This is a genomic window from Leucobacter sp. USHLN154 (assembly GCF_037145595.1).
GTDB lineage: Bacteria > Actinomycetota > Actinomycetes > Actinomycetales > Microbacteriaceae > Leucobacter > Leucobacter alluvii.
Genome location: NZ_JBBCXF010000002.1, coordinates 206,284 through 220,678, shown reverse-complemented (window position 1 = coordinate 220,678; position 14,395 = coordinate 206,284). Strand labels below are relative to the sequence as shown.

Genomic DNA, 14,395 nt, shown 5'->3' with positions numbered 1-14,395 from the left:
CCTGCCTCACTCCGCGCGTTGCGACGACCTCCGCACGATGAGTTCGGAGGCGACGAGGCGCCGCCCTTCCGGGGCCTGGCCGCGCGTGATTCGCGCCAGAAGCTCGACCGTCTCCCTCGCGAGCACTTCGGGCCTCAGGTCGATCGCGGTGATCGGCGGCTCGGCGGTTCGCGTCTGCGCTGCATCCGTGCCGCAGGCGAGGAGGTAGTGCTCGGGGGCGACGTAACCGCGCTCTCGCATCGCCTCCTGGATTCCGGCGGCATGGCGCCCCGTCAACGAGTAGATGGCATCGGGCACGCCGTTCGCGAGGAGCTGCGGAACGAGGTCCCGCCCCCCGGCCTCGCCGAGCCCCTCCGGGCTGCGGAAATGGCGCGGGGTGGCGCCGTGTTCCGAGCACCACCGCAGGTACGCCGATTCGGCATCGGCGTTCCACGAGTTGTCGTCGGTGCCCCCGACGAAAGCGATGCTGCGGGCGCCGCCTTCTGCCAGGTGATCGAGCGCGGTGCGTGTTGCGGCAGCGTCGTCGGAGGCGACCCAGTTCGATGCCTCGGGCTTGCCGGGGTCGCGCCCGAGGGTGACGTAGGGGATCGACCGGCTCTCGAGGAGATCCACGACGGGGTCGTCGCGCACGGGGTCCGTGACGACATAGCCGTCGAGTGAGAACGCCAGTGGTGTGACCGGCCCCTTCACGAGATCGGCCACCTGCATCAGGCTGAGGCCGTGGTCGAGCGCGCTCACCGCGGCGGCGCCGGCGAAGCGGAGGAAGTAATCGACGCCGGGCGGGCTGTAGTTCGCGAGCGCGTCGAGCGGTCGGAGCACGATGCCGATGACGCCGATCTGCGAACGGCGGAGACCGCGCGCGAGCGCGTCGGCCTGGTAGCCCATCGCGGTGGCGATCTCCCGGATGCGCGCACGAGTCTCCTCGGAGAGTGTCCCCTTCTCGTTGAGGGCGTGCGACACCGCCGTGATCGATACGCCAGCTCGAGCGGCGACGTCCTTGATGGTGACGTTGCGGTGACCGGCCATTCGTTCTCCTCGCATCCTGTGAACGACCCTAGTGGCAATGGCGGGCATAAATCGATACATGCATCGTTTGATGACAATTCGGTTACGTGATTGCATAAAACGATTTGTGAAGCTAGCTTGATGACTCAGGGCATTCCGCACCGAAGCGGAGCCGCGGGACTCGTCACGCTGCGAACCCCACTCACCACAGTCTGTCGAAGGAGTCACTACGGTGTTGAAACTCTCACGAACGCGCGTCAGGACCGCATCCGGCGCCGCACTCGCACTCGGGCTCGCGTGCGTGCTCAGCTCTTGTGCAGCGCCGCCTTCGAGCGGCCCAGCCGCAGCGCAGGAGGAGGCGGCTCCCGGCTTCTTGGCGGTCGCCGACTCGGCGCTCGACGGGCAGGGCGCGCTCACCGTGCAGCTCGACTACGACACGAGCGAAGCCGACGGTCTCGATCCGGCAACAGCGCAGACCGCCCGCTCATGGAGCATCATGGGCCTCGTCTACGAGACGCTCGTCACCACCGACGAGAACTTCGAGATCCAGCCCGAGCTTGCCACCGCCTGGGAGCAGCCCGACGACACCACGTACGTGTTCACCATCGACACGACCGCGACCTTCTCGAACGGGCGGGCCGTGACCGTCGACGACGTCGTCGGCAGCCTGCAGCGCCAGGTCGACAGCATGAGCGTCTGGTCGGGGCAGATGGGGCCGATCGAGTCCATCGAGGCCACGGGCGACGATCAGGTGACGGTGCGACTCAGCAGCCCCTACGCGCCGTTCCTCGCGGCGCTCGCCAACACCCCTGCCGCGATCCTGCCCATGCAGGAGGTGAACGACGGCAGCCTCGACCTCGCAACGACGATGCTCGGCACCGGACCGTACGTCGTCGACGCGCATCGGCAGGATGAATCGTGGACGTTCACGGCCAATGCCGATTGGCGCGGCGGCGACGACCTCGCCGTCCAGACGCTGGAGCTGCAGATCGTCGATCAGGAGACCACGCGTCAGGCCGCACTGCGAGAGGGCAGCGCGGGTCTTGCGAACTTCGGCAGCATCGACGCGCTCACCCAGCTCGCCGATGCCGGCGACGTTCAGGTCGTCAATCAGACGCAGAGCGACTTCTACTACGTCAACGTGAATTCCCAGGTCGAAGGCTCACCGCTGCAGGATCGAGACGTGCGGTTCGCCATCAACACGGCGATCGATCGTCAAGCGATCGCCGATATCGTCTTCGCAGGTGAGACGACTCCGACGGGCGCGACCCCGTCGAACCTGCCAGGGGCGTGCGCCGTGGACGCACTCCCGTCGGAGCAGGCCAGTGTCGAAGACGCGCAGAAGCTCATCGAGGAGTCGGGCGCCGGCGACGTCACGCTCGACATGGTCGTCTACACCTCGGAGCCGGTCATGGGTCAGATCGCCCAGCTCGTGCAGCAGCAGCTCGCCGAGATCGGCGTCACCGTCAACATCGAGCAATTCGACACCGCGACGTACAATGCTCGCGTCTTCACCGCACAACCGGGCGACTTCGATCTGTCGCTGGGCTGGTTCGCGGGGTACGTCGACCCGTCGATGGTGACGAAGTGGTGGAATCCCGAGCAGGCCGGCTTCAACCTCGGATTCACCGGTCAGCATGACGACCTCAACGCGCTCATCGCTGAAGGAGCGGAAGTCACCGACCCCGATGAACGAGCCGAAGTGCTCACGGAACTGTGCGCGACTGCGGATGAGTACTCCGAGATCGTGCCGCTCGTGCACCGTCCATCGATCGTCGGGTACGACGCCGGAGCGGTGAGCCCGACGATCCAGAGCAACGAGGGCTACGGCGACATCTTCCGGGACATCACCGCGTACCGCCTTCCCGACACCGCTTCCGAGTAACGAAGGACGGGCATGCTGCAACAACTCCGCTGGTCGGCCGGGCGGGTGATGAGTGCGCTCATCACCCTGCTCGGTGTGTCGATCCTGATCTTCACCGCGGTGAGACTGATGCCGGGAAGCTACGAGGACATCATTCTCGGCCCGCTCGCCTCGCCGGAGGAGCGGGCGGCACTCGCCGCGGCCTACGGCCTCGATCAGCCCCTCATCATCCAGTACTTCTCCTGGATCGGCCAGATCGTCTCCGGCGACCTAGGGACCTCGTTCGTCACCCAGAGCCCGGTCAGCGCCGAACTCGGCGCGCGGATCCCGGTGACGGCCCTGCTGACCGTCATGGCCCTCATCATCACAGTCGTGATCGGCATCCCTCTCGGAGTGTGGACCGGGGTGCGCGCAGGCGCGAAACAGGGCGGTGCCGTCGGTCGCATCGTGTCGGGCCTCGGCATCAGCGTGCCGGAGTTCGTGCTCGGCAGCGTGGTCGTCTTCGTCTTCTCCCGATTGGCGCTCGGCATTCAGGTCGGCGGCTTCTCACGCATCGGCTCGGGATTCGGGCCGACGTTCCAGGCGCTCCTGCTCCCGGCCGTCGTGCTCTCGGTGTTCTGCGTCGCGGCCGCGGCCCGCACCACGCGCGACGCCGTGATGAACGTGCTCGTCGAGCCGCACATCGCCGCCGCGGTCGCCCGAGGTGAGACGCCGTGGCACATCGTTCGCCACCATGTGATGCGCAATGCCGGCATCCCCATCCTCACCCTCCTCGCCACCATCACCGCTTACCTGCTCGGCGGTGCCGTGATCGTCGAGACCATCTTCAACATCCCCGGCCTCGGCTCCTTCATGGTGACCGGCCTCGACCGCCGCGACTTCGCCGTCGTGCAGGCATCGGTGCTCTTCGCCGCGGCCGTATTCATCGTGGTGAGCCTCGTGCTCGATCTGATCACGAGCGCGCTCGACCCTCGTGTCGCAGTCACCGGGAAGGCAGGATCATGACCACGTATTCGCTCCCGCTCGTCCGCCGCAAGCGGCCGCCGAGCACGCGCCCCGCCAGAGACGGGCTCTTCGTCGGCGCAGTGGCGACGCTGACCGCGATCGTCGGCATCGCCGTCGTCGCCGCGATCGTGCCGTTCGCCGGCGACCCCGCCAAGATCGTCGGCCCCCGGCTCAGCCCGCCCTCAGCGGCGGCACTGCTCGGCACCGATGCGCTTGGCCGCTCGGTGCTCGCCCGGCTGCTCGAAGGCATCGGCACCACGCTCGTGCTCTCCGCAGTGGCCGTGCTCTGCACCGCGGTGATCAGCATCGTGCTCGGCATGGTCGCCGGGTACCTGGGAGGGTGGACGCGCGAGGGCGTCATGCGCTTCGTCGACGTGCTCTACTCGTTCCCGTCGATCGTGCTCGCCATTCTCATCGCGGCGGTCGTCGGCCCTGGCCAGGTTGCGGCTCTTGCGAGCATCGTCCTGGTGACCGTGCCGCTGATGACGCGGATGGTGAGTGCAGCTTCCCTGGCGGTCGCGAAGCGAGACTTCGTGACGACCGCCAAGATCAGCGGCGTCTCCGGCCCGGTGATCCTCTTCCGCCACGTGCTGCCCAACATCAGCGGCACGATCGCAGTGCAGGGCACTTACGCGCTGTCAGTCGGCATCCTGGTCGAAGGCGGCTTGAGTTTCCTCGGGTACGGCGTGCAGCTGCCGCAGTCATCGCTGGGGCTGCTGATCCAGGAGGGGTCGAGCTACATGGTGCAGGCGCCCTGGCTGCTGTTCGCACCCGCCGTCGTGCTGGTGCTGGCGATCCTCGCCATCAATCTCGTGGGCGACACCCTGCGGGATCGCCTCGACCCGCGCGAGACAAGGAGTCTGGTATGAACGCGGACGCACCCGAGCCATTCGTCTCGATCTCGACCCTCAGCGCGGAGTACCGTTCGCGGCTCGGAGTGACCCGCGCCCTCGAAGACGTCTCGCTCGACATCGCGCCCGGCGAGCTCGTCGCGATCGTCGGGGAATCCGGATCGGGCAAGACGACGATCTCCCACGCCATCGGGCGCATGCTGCCTCGCGCATGCCGCATCACCGCGGGCGAGGTGCGCGTGCTCGGGCACGACCTGGCATCGCTCGCCCCCGACGATGTGAGGCGGATACGCCGTGAATCGCTCGGCTTCATCCCGCAGGATCCGATCGCTTCCCTCAACCCGACGATGCGCATTCGGCGCCAGCTCGAGCTCGCACTCGCCCCGCTGGGGCGACCGACGGACGCGGCCTCGCTCACGGCGCTGCTCGGGAGCGTGAAGATTCTCGAACCAGAGCGCGTGCTCCGCCTGTTCCCGCACGAGGTCTCTGGCGGCATGGCTCAGCGCATCGCGATCGCGCTCACCATCGCTCGCGAACCGCGCATCCTCATCGCCGACGAGCCGACCGCGTCGCTCGACGCCCAGGTGCGCGACGAGATCCTCGAACTGATCGTCGACTTCGTGCGGCGCTCAGGCGCGAGTCTCATCTGGATCAGCCACGACCTCGGGGCTGTGCGCAAGTGGTGCGATCGAGTCGTGGTGATGCACCGCGGCCGGATCGTCGAGGCCGGACCGACCGCACGGGTGCTCGACGCGCCAGAGGCCGAGTACACGCGCGCCCTCGTGGCGGCGATCCCGGCGCGCAAGGGACCGGTCGGCACCATGCCGGATCGCGCGCGGGCCGCATCCAGCACCAGTCGTGCGACGCCGCACCATTCGGAGGAGATCTCATGACGGCGACCGAGACGAACGCGGTACTCGAGATGCGCGATGTGAGCGTCTCGTTCACGAGTGGCGCCGGCGCGAAACGACGCACGGTGCGAGCGATGAACGGCGTCACGCTCGACGTCGCTCCCGGCGAGACCCTCGGCCTCGTCGGCGAATCCGGGTCGGGCAAGACCACGACGGCCGCCGTAGCGCTCGGACTGCGCGCGCCCGACAGCGGCGAGGTGCGTCTGCTCGGCCGACCACTCAGCCGGTCGCGGAAAGCCACAGCCGGCAAGATCCAAACGGTTCTCCAGCACCCCCACTGGTCGCTCAACCCGCGGCGACGGGTGGGCGAATCCGTGCGCGAACCGCTCACCGTCGCGAGACGAGATCTCTCGCGCGAGCAGCAGCGGGCGAGAGTGGGCGAGATACTCGAGCATGTCGGGCTGAACCCAGGGTTCGCCGAACGCTACCCCCACGAACTCTCGGGCGGGCAACGGCAGCGAGTCTCGGTCGCACGCGCACTCATCACGGAACCCCGCTTCATCGTGTTCGATGAAGCGGTCAGCGCGCTCGACGTCGCCGTGCAGTTGCAGATCCTGTCACTGATTCGCGAACTCCAGCAGGAGCACCGCTTCGGCGCGCTCTTCATCTCGCACGATCTCGGTGCGGTGCAGCGCGTGGCGGACCGGGTCGCCGTGCTGTTTCGAGGCGATCTCGTCGAAACCGCGCCCACCGAGCACTTCTTCGACGCCCCGGCCCATCCCTACTCGCAACAACTCCTGGAGTCCCTGTGAACACCTCATCCCACGAACCGCACGCGCTCGCAGAGATCGACTCCGGCGCCGTGATCGACCCAGCACCGCGCCTCGCCGGCGCACCCGTCTTCGGCGGACCGGGCAACGGCGACTTCGACCTCGTGCCGCAACGGAGTGACGGACGCGAACGGCTGCGCTTCGACTTCCCCGGTGTGCGCATCGGTTCGGCGCATTACGCGGAGGGGCCGACCGGGGCGACCGTGATCCACCTGCCGGCAGGCGCACGCACCGCGGTCGACGCGCGCGGCGGCGCAGTCGGGCTCGCTGGCGGCTACGACTTCAATCACGCCATCTGCCTCGCCGGTGGCTCCGTGTACGGGTTGGAGGCAGGAGCCGGTGTCAGCGATGCGCTGCTCGAGCGCTTCGAGAACCGCACCGGGTTCGCCGACCTGCAGCTCGTCTCGTCGGCGATCATCTACGACTTCTCAGCGCGCTCCACATCCGTCTACCCCGACCGGGAGCTCGGCCGCGCCGCGTTCGACTTCGCGGTCGAGGGCGAGTTCGCGCAGGGCCGCGCCGGCGCCGGAATGAGCGCCTCTTCCGGGAAGGTGGATTGGGAGCGCACGGAGATCACCGGTCAGGGCGCCGCATTCAGGCAGATCGGGGATGTGCGCATCCTCGCGGTCGTGGTGCCGAATCCCGTCGGAGTCATCCTCGATCGCGCCGGGCGCGTGGTCCGGGGAAATTACGATGCGGCTACGGGAGAGCGCCGCCATCCCGTCTTCGACTACGCCGAAGCGTTCGCCGAGCACCGGGCGGCAGAGACGCAATCGGGCAATACGACCATCAGCGCGCTCATCACGAACGTGAAGATGAGCACCGTCGAGCTGAACCAGTTCGCGAAGCAGGTGCACAGCTCGATGCATCGGGGTATCCAGCCCTTCCATACCGACATGGATGGCGACACCCTGTTCGCCGTGACGACCGATGAGATCGACCTCCCCATCAGTCCCGGCTCATCACGAGGCCGGCTCTCGGTCAATGCCACCGCGCTCGGAGCAATCGCCTCCGAAGTCATGTGGGACGCGCTGCTCGAAGCGGCGAAGTAGCGGGGGACGAATGGACATCGTCACGACGACCGTTGCAGGAGTCGGACCGCGAGCGCGCGGCACCGAGATCGGGGCGCGCTTCGGCGCCGAGATCCGCGAGACCGTCGGCGGCTACCTCGACTTCTTCGGGGTGCGCGGACTCACTGAGGATCGCGTGCGCGAGATCGCAGACAGCTGCTTCGACGCGTTGCGCGCCTGGGCTCCCCACCTCGCCGTCGAGCTCGAGGCGACCGCGCTCGCCGCTGAGGTTCCGCTCTGGCAGCTGGCCGCGCTGAACGCCCGAACCGAGGTGCTCGCCGTCGTCGAACCCGACGCCGAGGGGGAGTGCTCGACCGCGGTCTTCGCGCCGCGCGGCCCTCGTCTGCCGGAGAGCATCCAGACCTGGGACTGGCACGAGTACCTGTGCCGCGCGGGGCTCGTCATGTCGTACACGCCGGATGCCCCTCCGGGGGCGTCGGCTTCCACGAGGGTGGGGCGCGTCACGCTGTTCACCGAGTTCGGCGTGCTCGGCAAGATCGGCGTCAATGACGCGGGCGTCGGCGTCCACTTCAACATCCTGCATCACGCGAGCGATCGCGGTGTCGGGGGAGTGCCGGTGCACGCGATCGCCCGGCGCGTGCTCGACGAGGCGACCTCCGTCGATGAGGCGGAGGCCATCATCGCATCGGCGCCGGCCAGTGCGTCGACGGTGCTCACCGTCGTCGCCGGGGCGGACGCCGAGCACCGCGCTGCGTGCTTCGAGATCTCGCCGGACGGGCTCGCTGCGGTGCGCCCCGACGAGCAGGGGTGGCTCGCGCACACAAACAACTTCCTCGCCCCGTCCCAGGTGCCGGGGGAGGCGACGACCGACACCTCGACGACCTACGCGCGCTTCGACCACGTAGTCGCACAGCGGCCGCACATGGCTGGTCTCCCCATCGAGCAGCGCGCTCGGGCGATGGCGGGTGAGGCGGGCGCGTTCGCTCCCATCTGCTTCCGGCCCGACCCCTCCGAGCCGCTGCACGAGCAGTGGTCGACGCTGCTCACGATCGGCTTCGACCTCGCGGCGGGCCGGCTCGAGTACTACCCGGGCTCACCCGTCGCGATGGCGGAGCACGGCGCGAGCCGATTCGGCTGACCGCCTGACGCTCACCAAATGAGCGGTGGCTTCGCCGCTGGGGTTTCACCGGCCCGGCTTCGGTGAGCGATTCGGCTTCGGTGAGGCGCTTCGTGCACCGTGCTCCTCACCGAAGCCGAATCTTCCACGGGCGCGCGCGGCGCCCGCCGCGCGCGGTTCAGCGCACCACGGGCACCCCGTCGACGTACGTCGCGACGACGCCGATGGTGGCGAGCTCCTGCGCTGAGACCGAGAGCGGGTCCGCGGCGAATACGGTGAACGCCGCGCGGGCGCCTGGCCGCACCTCGCCCTCGTCGACGACCCCGATCGCGCGGGCCGCGTGGGAGGTGTACCCCTCGAGCGCCTGCGTCGCGGTGAGCGCCTGCTCCGGCTGAATCGGGGCGAGTTCGGGCCGGGCAACCGGGGCGCGGAGGATCGCCTCTGCCATCATCACACGCGGGTCGTACGGGGTGACCGGCCAGTCGCTGCCGAGCGCCAGCACCGCCCCCGAGTCTCGGATGTCGCGGCACCGCCACCCGTGCGACGCGCGCTCCTCGCCGAGTCGCACCGACCAGTTGTCGGTGCGGTCCGCCCGCGTGTGGCGCGTGCCGTGGATGGGCTGCATGCTGGCGGCCACGCCGAGCTCGGCGAAGCGCGGCACTGTGCCGTCGGGGATCGTCTCGATGTGCTCGATGCGGTGCGCAGCCCGGCGGGCGACCGCTCCGAGCGATTCGATCGCGTCGAGCACGAATGCCACGCCCTGATCGCCGATCGCGTGCGTCGCCGTGGCGATCCCCCGCTCCGCGAAGAACCCGAGTGCCTCCCGGTAGGCTGCCGGGTCGGTCCAGATGGAGCGGCGCCCCTGGCCGTAGCAGTCGGGCTCGTGCAGCCAGGCCGACCCGTTGTCGACGGTGCCGTCGATCATGAACTTGACGCCTTCCACGCGCCACCTGCGTCCGTGCAGACCCTGCAGTGCCGCGATCTGCTCAAGTGTCGCCGTGGTCGACCCGGGCGGCACCATCGGTGAGAATCGCAGCCGGATCGGCAGGTCGCCGCGCGACTCGAGTGTTTCGAGCACCTCCCGGCTGCCCGGATGGAAGTCCATGACGTGCGTACCGGTGATGCCGCTCGCCGCCATTCCGTCGAGCACGACGCCGAGCCGGTCGGCGAGTTCGTCGGTGCCCTCGCTCGGGATGTGCGCCAGCACGAGGTCCATCGCGGCGAGCTCCAGCAGGTACCCGGTGGGGGCGCCCTGCTCGTCCACGCCGACCGCCGACTCGTCGGGGAACGTCTCGCGCCCGGTGAGGCCGACGGCAGCGATGCCAGCGCTGTTGATCACGGCCGAGTGAGCGTCGCGCAGGCGGAGGAACGCGGGATGCCCGGCGGCGGCGTCATCGAACAGCTTTCCGGTGAATCCCGTCTCGGTGAAGATGTTCGGGTCGGTTCCCCACCCGAAGATCCACGTGCCGGGAGCGGCCTCTGCAGCGGCAGCGGCGATGCGATCCTGCGCCTCTGCGAGCGTGAGATCGGTGAGCTGCACGCCTCGCGTCAGTTCGAGCCCGAACACGATGTGCGTGTGGCCGTCGACGAGGCCGGGCACCAGCGTCGCACCGGGGTGCTCGTCGATGACGGTGCGGTCGCCGACGTGGATCGCCAAATCGTCTCGCGAGCCCACGGCGATGATACGGCCGTCACGGATCGCCACGGCGTCGGGGTCTGCCGGGTGGGAGGCCGCCGCGTCCGCGAAGGTGCGGATGCGGTCCACGGCGATCACGCGGTCGGCGATTTCGAAGGGTTCGGCGGTCGCCGCGGGGGAGGATGCTGAGTGGGTCATGCTGGTCTCCGGGTCAGTGCTGCTGGACGGGCGCGGTGTCGGGGTGCGCGGCCGCTGCTTGAACGACGGGCACGGCAGTGGTGTTGCCCTGCTCGAACTTGCGGCTCCGGCGCGCGATGACGAAGAGCGCGGCGGCGAACACCACGCTGGGAATCGACACGGTGATCGCGTACTGCAGCGGGGTGAGCAGCCCGACGAGCTGGCCGCCCACCAGGGGGCCGAATGCGACGCCGGCGAGGTAGAAGCCCGACACGAGCACTCCGGTGCGGCCGGTCACGTCCATGATGGCGGCGAGACCGGTGAACAGCACGAGGATCGCGCCGTACATGACGCCCCAGGCGAGGATCGCGACGGTGTACGCGAGCGGGGTCGTGCTCGTCACCATGATGAACTTGGTGACGGTGCTGACCGCGATGATGAGGGCGAACGACCAGCTGCGTCCGAGCCAGCGCAGTGCGAGGGGTGCGAGCAGCGCTCCGACGAGACCGCCGAGCACCTTCCCGGCGAGCAGCGAGCTGTTCGTCTCGGGGCTGATGTCGGATTGCTGCGCGAGCACGCTCGTCATCGAGTAGACCATGTCTTCGGTCAGCGACCAGAGCAGGATGGAGACGGCGAAGACCAGAGCGGCGGCTCCGATGGTGGTGCGCACCCGGCCGTCGCCCGTGTCGATGGCGCCGGTCGCGTCGAGTGCGCTCGCCGGCAGGTTGGGCAGGCCGCCGGCGAGCAGCAGCCCGATGACCCCGAGCGCAGCGATCACGATGAGCACGGTCCGCAGGTCGTTGTGGAAGATCGGGGCGATGGCGAGCAGCGCGGCCGCGCCGAGGCGGTTGATCACCATGATCGTGGTCACTGTGCGATCGGGGTTGCGGGTCGATGACGCTGCGGCGGTGCCGGTCGCGATCATGATGCCTGCGCCAATGCCGCCGACGATCAGTCCGATCATCACGGTCGGTGTGGTGAGGATCGCGGCGGGAAACCCGTATCCGACGATCATCAGCAGGAGGCCGACCCGTCCGAGCTTCGGTCGGTCGGCGCGGGCGATGAAGCGGTTCGTCACGAACATGGCGAGCGCGGATCCGGCGGTCATGCCCGTCGCGAGCGCGCCGGCAGCCGCGATGTCGACACCGAGGTCTTGCACCATCGCCGCGATGAGCACGGGCACGAGGTTCGCGGCCATGAGTGCGAACACCCAGGTGCCGACGAACCCGAAGACGACCCTGCCCGTGAGTGCGGCGAGACCGCTTGCGGCAGGATTCGGGGGAGAGATGTTCGACATGGGACTCCTTCGTCGCGTGATCGGGGTGAGCGCGGCGGGCGCCGACGGCGCTCACAAGTGCGGGAACGTTCCCGCAACGCCTGCAAATATACGTCGCGCGATTCGTGCCCGCAACTCGTACGCGTCGCCGGGCCGGTGCGCGGACCGTACACTGAGGCTATGGCGAGTGAGGGATCCGGGGTCACAATCGTCGACATCGCACGCGCTTTGGGCATCTCGAAGACCGCCGTATCGGCGGCGCTGCACGGCAGCGGCCGCGTCTCAGAGGCGACGAGGGACCGCGTGCTCGCGGAGGCCGCTGCGATGGGGTACGTCTCCAATCGAGCCGCGCAGCGCCTGCGCGGCGGCCGGAACGGCGCCATCGGACTGGGCGTTCCGCACGATGTGAGAGAACTGTCGTTCTACATGGAACTCGCATTCGGCGCCGCCGACGCCGCGGCCGAGGCGGGAAGCGACCTGCTGCTGCTCGCGGACACCGTGCCAGGTGCCGCGCGGAGACCCAGCATGGACGGCGTGATCGTGGTCGATCCCACGCCGTCCGCGTTCCCGCGACTGCTCGAGCGCATCGGAGACGTCCCGGTGGTGACCGTCGGGGAGTACCTCGGCCCGGAGCGGCAGCGGATCTCGGCGTGGATCGCCGCCGATCATCGGGCGCTCGTCGCCGAAGTGCTCGACGGCTTGGCCGAGGCGGGGGCGACGGCGCCGGCACTGGTGGCGCTCCCCGCCGACCGCGAACCGGCGTGGGCGCACGATGTCGCGGAGGGGTATCGCTCCTGGTGCGCGGCGAACGACGCGCGGCCGGTGCTGCTCCGATCAGTCCTCGACCCCGACGAGACGGAACTCGCCGAGACGATGCGCCGCGCCGTTGCCTCGGGCTCCGACGGCATCGTCTGGGTGGCGCAGGGCCTCGTGCTCCGAGCACTCGCCGCGCAGTCCGCCGGCCGCAGCGGTCGTCCGGGCGGGGCGAAGGGGGCGGGCGGCCTCGAGCGCGACGGCAGCGGAGCTCCGGGATCGCGACTCGTGATGGCCACGATGGCCGCGGAGCCGGGCGCTCCCGGAGTGGCGGGAGTCGACCTCCGTGCGCGCGAGTACGGCCGATCAGCGGTGCGGTTGCTGCTCGGAGTGCTCGACGGGCGCGTGGCACCCGGAACACGTGAGGTGCACGACGCCCGGGTGATTCGCCCCGCCTAGATCACGACGCGCCGAGCAGCTCCCGCACGCGCGGCATCACCTCGGTCGCGTAGAGCTCGATGCTGCGCATGAGCAACGCGTGCGGCATCGTGCCGTTGGCGTACTTCAGGTCGAAACGGTCGGCGGTGAGGCTGCGCACCGTGGCCGCGATGCGCTGAGCCACGGTCTCGGGGGACCCGACGTACAGCGAGCCGCTGTCGGCCTCGCGCTCGAATTCTGCGCGCGTGGTGTTCGGCCAGCCGCGCTCGGCGCCGATGCGGTTGCGATTCTTCTCGAAATGCGGCCACAGCTGCTCCCGCGCCTCGGCGTCCGACTCGGCGATGTGTCCGGGGGAGTGGACTCCGAGCGGCATGGCTGCGCGACCGAGTTCGCGCTGGGCCTTGCGATACAGATTCGCGAACGGGGCGAAACGAGATGGGTCGCCTCCGATGATCGCGAGCATCATGGGGATGCCCATCTGCACCGAGCGCACGACCGACTCGGGGCTGCCGCCCACCCCCACCCACGCCCGCACGCCCTCGGGCTGCTCGGTCTTCGGGTAGACGTGCTGGTCGACGAGCGCTGCGCGATGCTGCCCCGACCAGGTCACCGGGCCCTCCTCGCGGAGCCGCGCGAAGAGGTCGAGCTTCTCCGAGAAGAGCGCATCGTAATCGTTCAGATCGTAGCCGAAGAGCGCGAATGACTCGATGAAGGATCCCCGGCCGAGCACCGCCTCAGCGCGACCCGAGCTCACAGCGTCGAGGGTGGCGAATCGTTCGTACACGCGCACCGGGTCGTCGCTCGAGAGCACGGTCACTCCCGTGCCCAACAGGATGCGCTCGGTGCGACCGGCGATGGCGGCGAGCACGATCTCGGGCGATGTGAGGGCGAAATCGTCCCGGTGATGCTCGCCGAGCGTGATCGCGTCGACGCCGAGGCGGTCGGCGAGAACGGCCTGCTCGATGACGTCTCGGAGCACCTGCGCGTGCGACTTCCGCCCGCCCGCGTCGTCGAATGTCACGTCACCGAACGTGTCGAGGCCGAGGATGAGCTGATCGGGGGTGGCGCCGGCGACGGCGCGAAGCGGGGTCATGCCGGTGAGAACACCGACGGGGCTCCTGCTATTCCGACCGCGGCGCGGAGAGACACTGTGCGGAGAGACGGGATGCGACTACGCGCGGCGGCTTGAGACGACGAACCCGACAGCTGCGGCGGCGACGCCGAAGGCGGCCGGCCACACCCAGAACACGCCGAGCGCGAGGAGGGCGGCGACCGCAGCGGCGATGAGGCACAGCTCGAACAGCGCCTGCGCGAAGCGATCCACGCGCAGGACCGGCTTCGGCGAGAGGAAGAGCGCCCAGAGCAGTACCGCGAGTACGAAGAGTCCGAGGCCCGTGAAGATGCCGGGGAACGGCAGCGGCCAGGCGAGGAAGCCCCACACGGTGACGATCACGATCGCTGCGAGGTGGAAGAGACCGCGCGCAAGCAGCAGCGCGGGGCTCGCAGCGTGCGGGGCGGGTGTCGAAGAACTACTGGTCACCGAACCAGTCTACCCGCCCGC

The 14,395-nt window shown here is 69.2% G+C and carries 13 protein-coding genes; 8 read left to right on the top strand and 5 right to left on the bottom strand.

Annotated features, from left to right (window positions below):
• Window positions 1-6: 6 nt before the first annotated feature.
• Complete coding sequence (locus tag WFH23_RS05070; protein ID WP_090152064.1) at window positions 7-1,026, bottom strand: substrate-binding domain-containing protein; 1,020 nt, start codon at window positions 1,024-1,026, stop codon at window positions 7-9.
• Window positions 1,027-1,237: 211 nt separating this feature from the next.
• Between WFH23_RS05070 and WFH23_RS05065 the strand changes: the two genes are divergently transcribed.
• From WFH23_RS05065 to WFH23_RS05035, 7 genes are read left to right on the top strand one after another with little or no spacing between them, the layout of a single operon-like run.
• Window positions 1,238-2,890, top strand: a complete 1,653-nt coding sequence (locus WFH23_RS05065) for an ABC transporter substrate-binding protein (protein WP_336661787.1) — start codon at window positions 1,238-1,240, stop codon at window positions 2,888-2,890.
• 12 nt (window positions 2,891-2,902) lie between these two features.
• Window positions 2,903-3,874, top strand: coding sequence for an ABC transporter permease (locus WFH23_RS05060; protein WP_090152059.1), 972 nt, complete (start codon window positions 2,903-2,905; stop codon window positions 3,872-3,874).
• The gene (locus WFH23_RS05055) at window positions 3,871-4,743 is read left to right on the top strand and encodes an ABC transporter permease (RefSeq protein ID WP_211649146.1); all 873 of its coding nucleotides are present in this window, start codon (window positions 3,871-3,873) and stop codon (window positions 4,741-4,743) included. Before WFH23_RS05060 ends, WFH23_RS05055 begins: the two co-directional genes overlap by 4 nt.
• The gene (locus tag WFH23_RS05050; protein WP_336661786.1) at window positions 4,740-5,618 is read left to right on the top strand and encodes an ABC transporter ATP-binding protein; all 879 of its coding nucleotides are present in this window, start codon (window positions 4,740-4,742) and stop codon (window positions 5,616-5,618) included. Before WFH23_RS05055 ends, WFH23_RS05050 begins: the two co-directional genes overlap by 4 nt.
• Window positions 5,615-6,388 carry an ABC transporter ATP-binding protein gene (locus WFH23_RS05045; RefSeq protein ID WP_336661785.1) on the top strand — a complete coding sequence of 258 codons (774 nt, stop codon included), beginning with the start codon at window positions 5,615-5,617 and terminating at the stop codon, window positions 6,386-6,388. Before WFH23_RS05050 ends, WFH23_RS05045 begins: the two co-directional genes overlap by 4 nt.
• Window positions 6,385-7,458, top strand: coding sequence for an endo-type 6-aminohexanoate oligomer hydrolase (locus WFH23_RS05040; protein WP_336661784.1), 1,074 nt, complete (start codon window positions 6,385-6,387; stop codon window positions 7,456-7,458). Before WFH23_RS05045 ends, WFH23_RS05040 begins: the two co-directional genes overlap by 4 nt.
• Window positions 7,459-7,468: 10 nt before the next feature.
• Window positions 7,469-8,575 (top strand): C45 family peptidase, encoded by a 1,107-nt coding sequence (locus WFH23_RS05035; RefSeq protein ID WP_336661783.1) that lies wholly within the window; start codon window positions 7,469-7,471, stop codon window positions 8,573-8,575.
• Between the two features lie 157 nt (window positions 8,576-8,732).
• On the opposite strand, the gene WFH23_RS05030 is transcribed toward WFH23_RS05035, so the two are convergent.
• Window positions 8,733-10,388, bottom strand: a complete 1,656-nt coding sequence (locus tag WFH23_RS05030; RefSeq protein ID WP_336661782.1) for an amidohydrolase — start codon at window positions 10,386-10,388, stop codon at window positions 8,733-8,735.
• Window positions 10,389-10,401: 13 nt separating this feature from the next.
• Window positions 10,402-11,664, bottom strand: a complete 1,263-nt coding sequence (locus WFH23_RS05025; RefSeq protein ID WP_336661781.1) for an MFS transporter — start codon at window positions 11,662-11,664, stop codon at window positions 10,402-10,404.
• Window positions 11,665-11,823: 159 nt separating this feature from the next.
• Here WFH23_RS05025 and WFH23_RS05020 point away from each other — a divergent pair, with 159 nt between their 5' ends.
• Complete coding sequence (locus WFH23_RS05020; protein ID WP_336661780.1) at window positions 11,824-12,855, top strand: LacI family DNA-binding transcriptional regulator; 1,032 nt, start codon at window positions 11,824-11,826, stop codon at window positions 12,853-12,855.
• Window position 12,856: 1 nt separating this feature from the next.
• Here the strand turns inward: WFH23_RS05020 and WFH23_RS05015 are convergent, their stop codons facing one another.
• Window positions 12,857-13,927 (bottom strand): LLM class flavin-dependent oxidoreductase, encoded by a 1,071-nt coding sequence (locus WFH23_RS05015; protein WP_336661779.1) that lies wholly within the window; start codon window positions 13,925-13,927, stop codon window positions 12,857-12,859.
• Window positions 13,928-14,005: 78 nt separating this feature from the next.
• The gene (locus WFH23_RS05010) at window positions 14,006-14,374 is read right to left on the bottom strand and encodes a DUF2568 domain-containing protein (RefSeq protein ID WP_090152031.1); all 369 of its coding nucleotides are present in this window, start codon (window positions 14,372-14,374) and stop codon (window positions 14,006-14,008) included.
• Between the last annotated feature and the right edge of the window lie 21 nt (window positions 14,375-14,395).

What these genes read in the sequence shown, in the direction of transcription:
- WFH23_RS05070 (WP_090152064.1), bottom strand. Translation starts at nt 1,026, where the DNA reads ATGGCCGGTCACCGCAACGTCACCATCAAGGACGTCGCCGCTCGAGCT.
- WFH23_RS05060 (WP_090152059.1), top strand. Translation starts at nt 2,903, where the DNA reads ATGCTGCAACAACTCCGCTGGTCGGCCGGGCGGGTGATGAGTGCGCTC.
- WFH23_RS05055 (WP_211649146.1), top strand. Translation starts at nt 3,871, where the DNA reads ATGACCACGTATTCGCTCCCGCTCGTCCGCCGCAAGCGGCCGCCGAGC.
- WFH23_RS05050 (WP_336661786.1), top strand. Translation starts at nt 4,740, where the DNA reads ATGAACGCGGACGCACCCGAGCCATTCGTCTCGATCTCGACCCTCAGC.
- WFH23_RS05045 (WP_336661785.1), top strand. Translation starts at nt 5,615, where the DNA reads ATGACGGCGACCGAGACGAACGCGGTACTCGAGATGCGCGATGTGAGC.
- WFH23_RS05035 (WP_336661783.1), top strand. Translation starts at nt 7,469, where the DNA reads ATGGACATCGTCACGACGACCGTTGCAGGAGTCGGACCGCGAGCGCGC.
- WFH23_RS05030 (WP_336661782.1), bottom strand. Translation starts at nt 10,388, where the DNA reads ATGACCCACTCAGCATCCTCCCCCGCGGCGACCGCCGAACCCTTCGAA.
- WFH23_RS05025 (WP_336661781.1), bottom strand. Translation starts at nt 11,664, where the DNA reads ATGTCGAACATCTCTCCCCCGAATCCTGCCGCAAGCGGTCTCGCCGCA.
- WFH23_RS05020 (WP_336661780.1), top strand. Translation starts at nt 11,824, where the DNA reads ATGGCGAGTGAGGGATCCGGGGTCACAATCGTCGACATCGCACGCGCT.
- WFH23_RS05015 (WP_336661779.1), bottom strand. Translation starts at nt 13,927, where the DNA reads ATGACCCCGCTTCGCGCCGTCGCCGGCGCCACCCCCGATCAGCTCATC.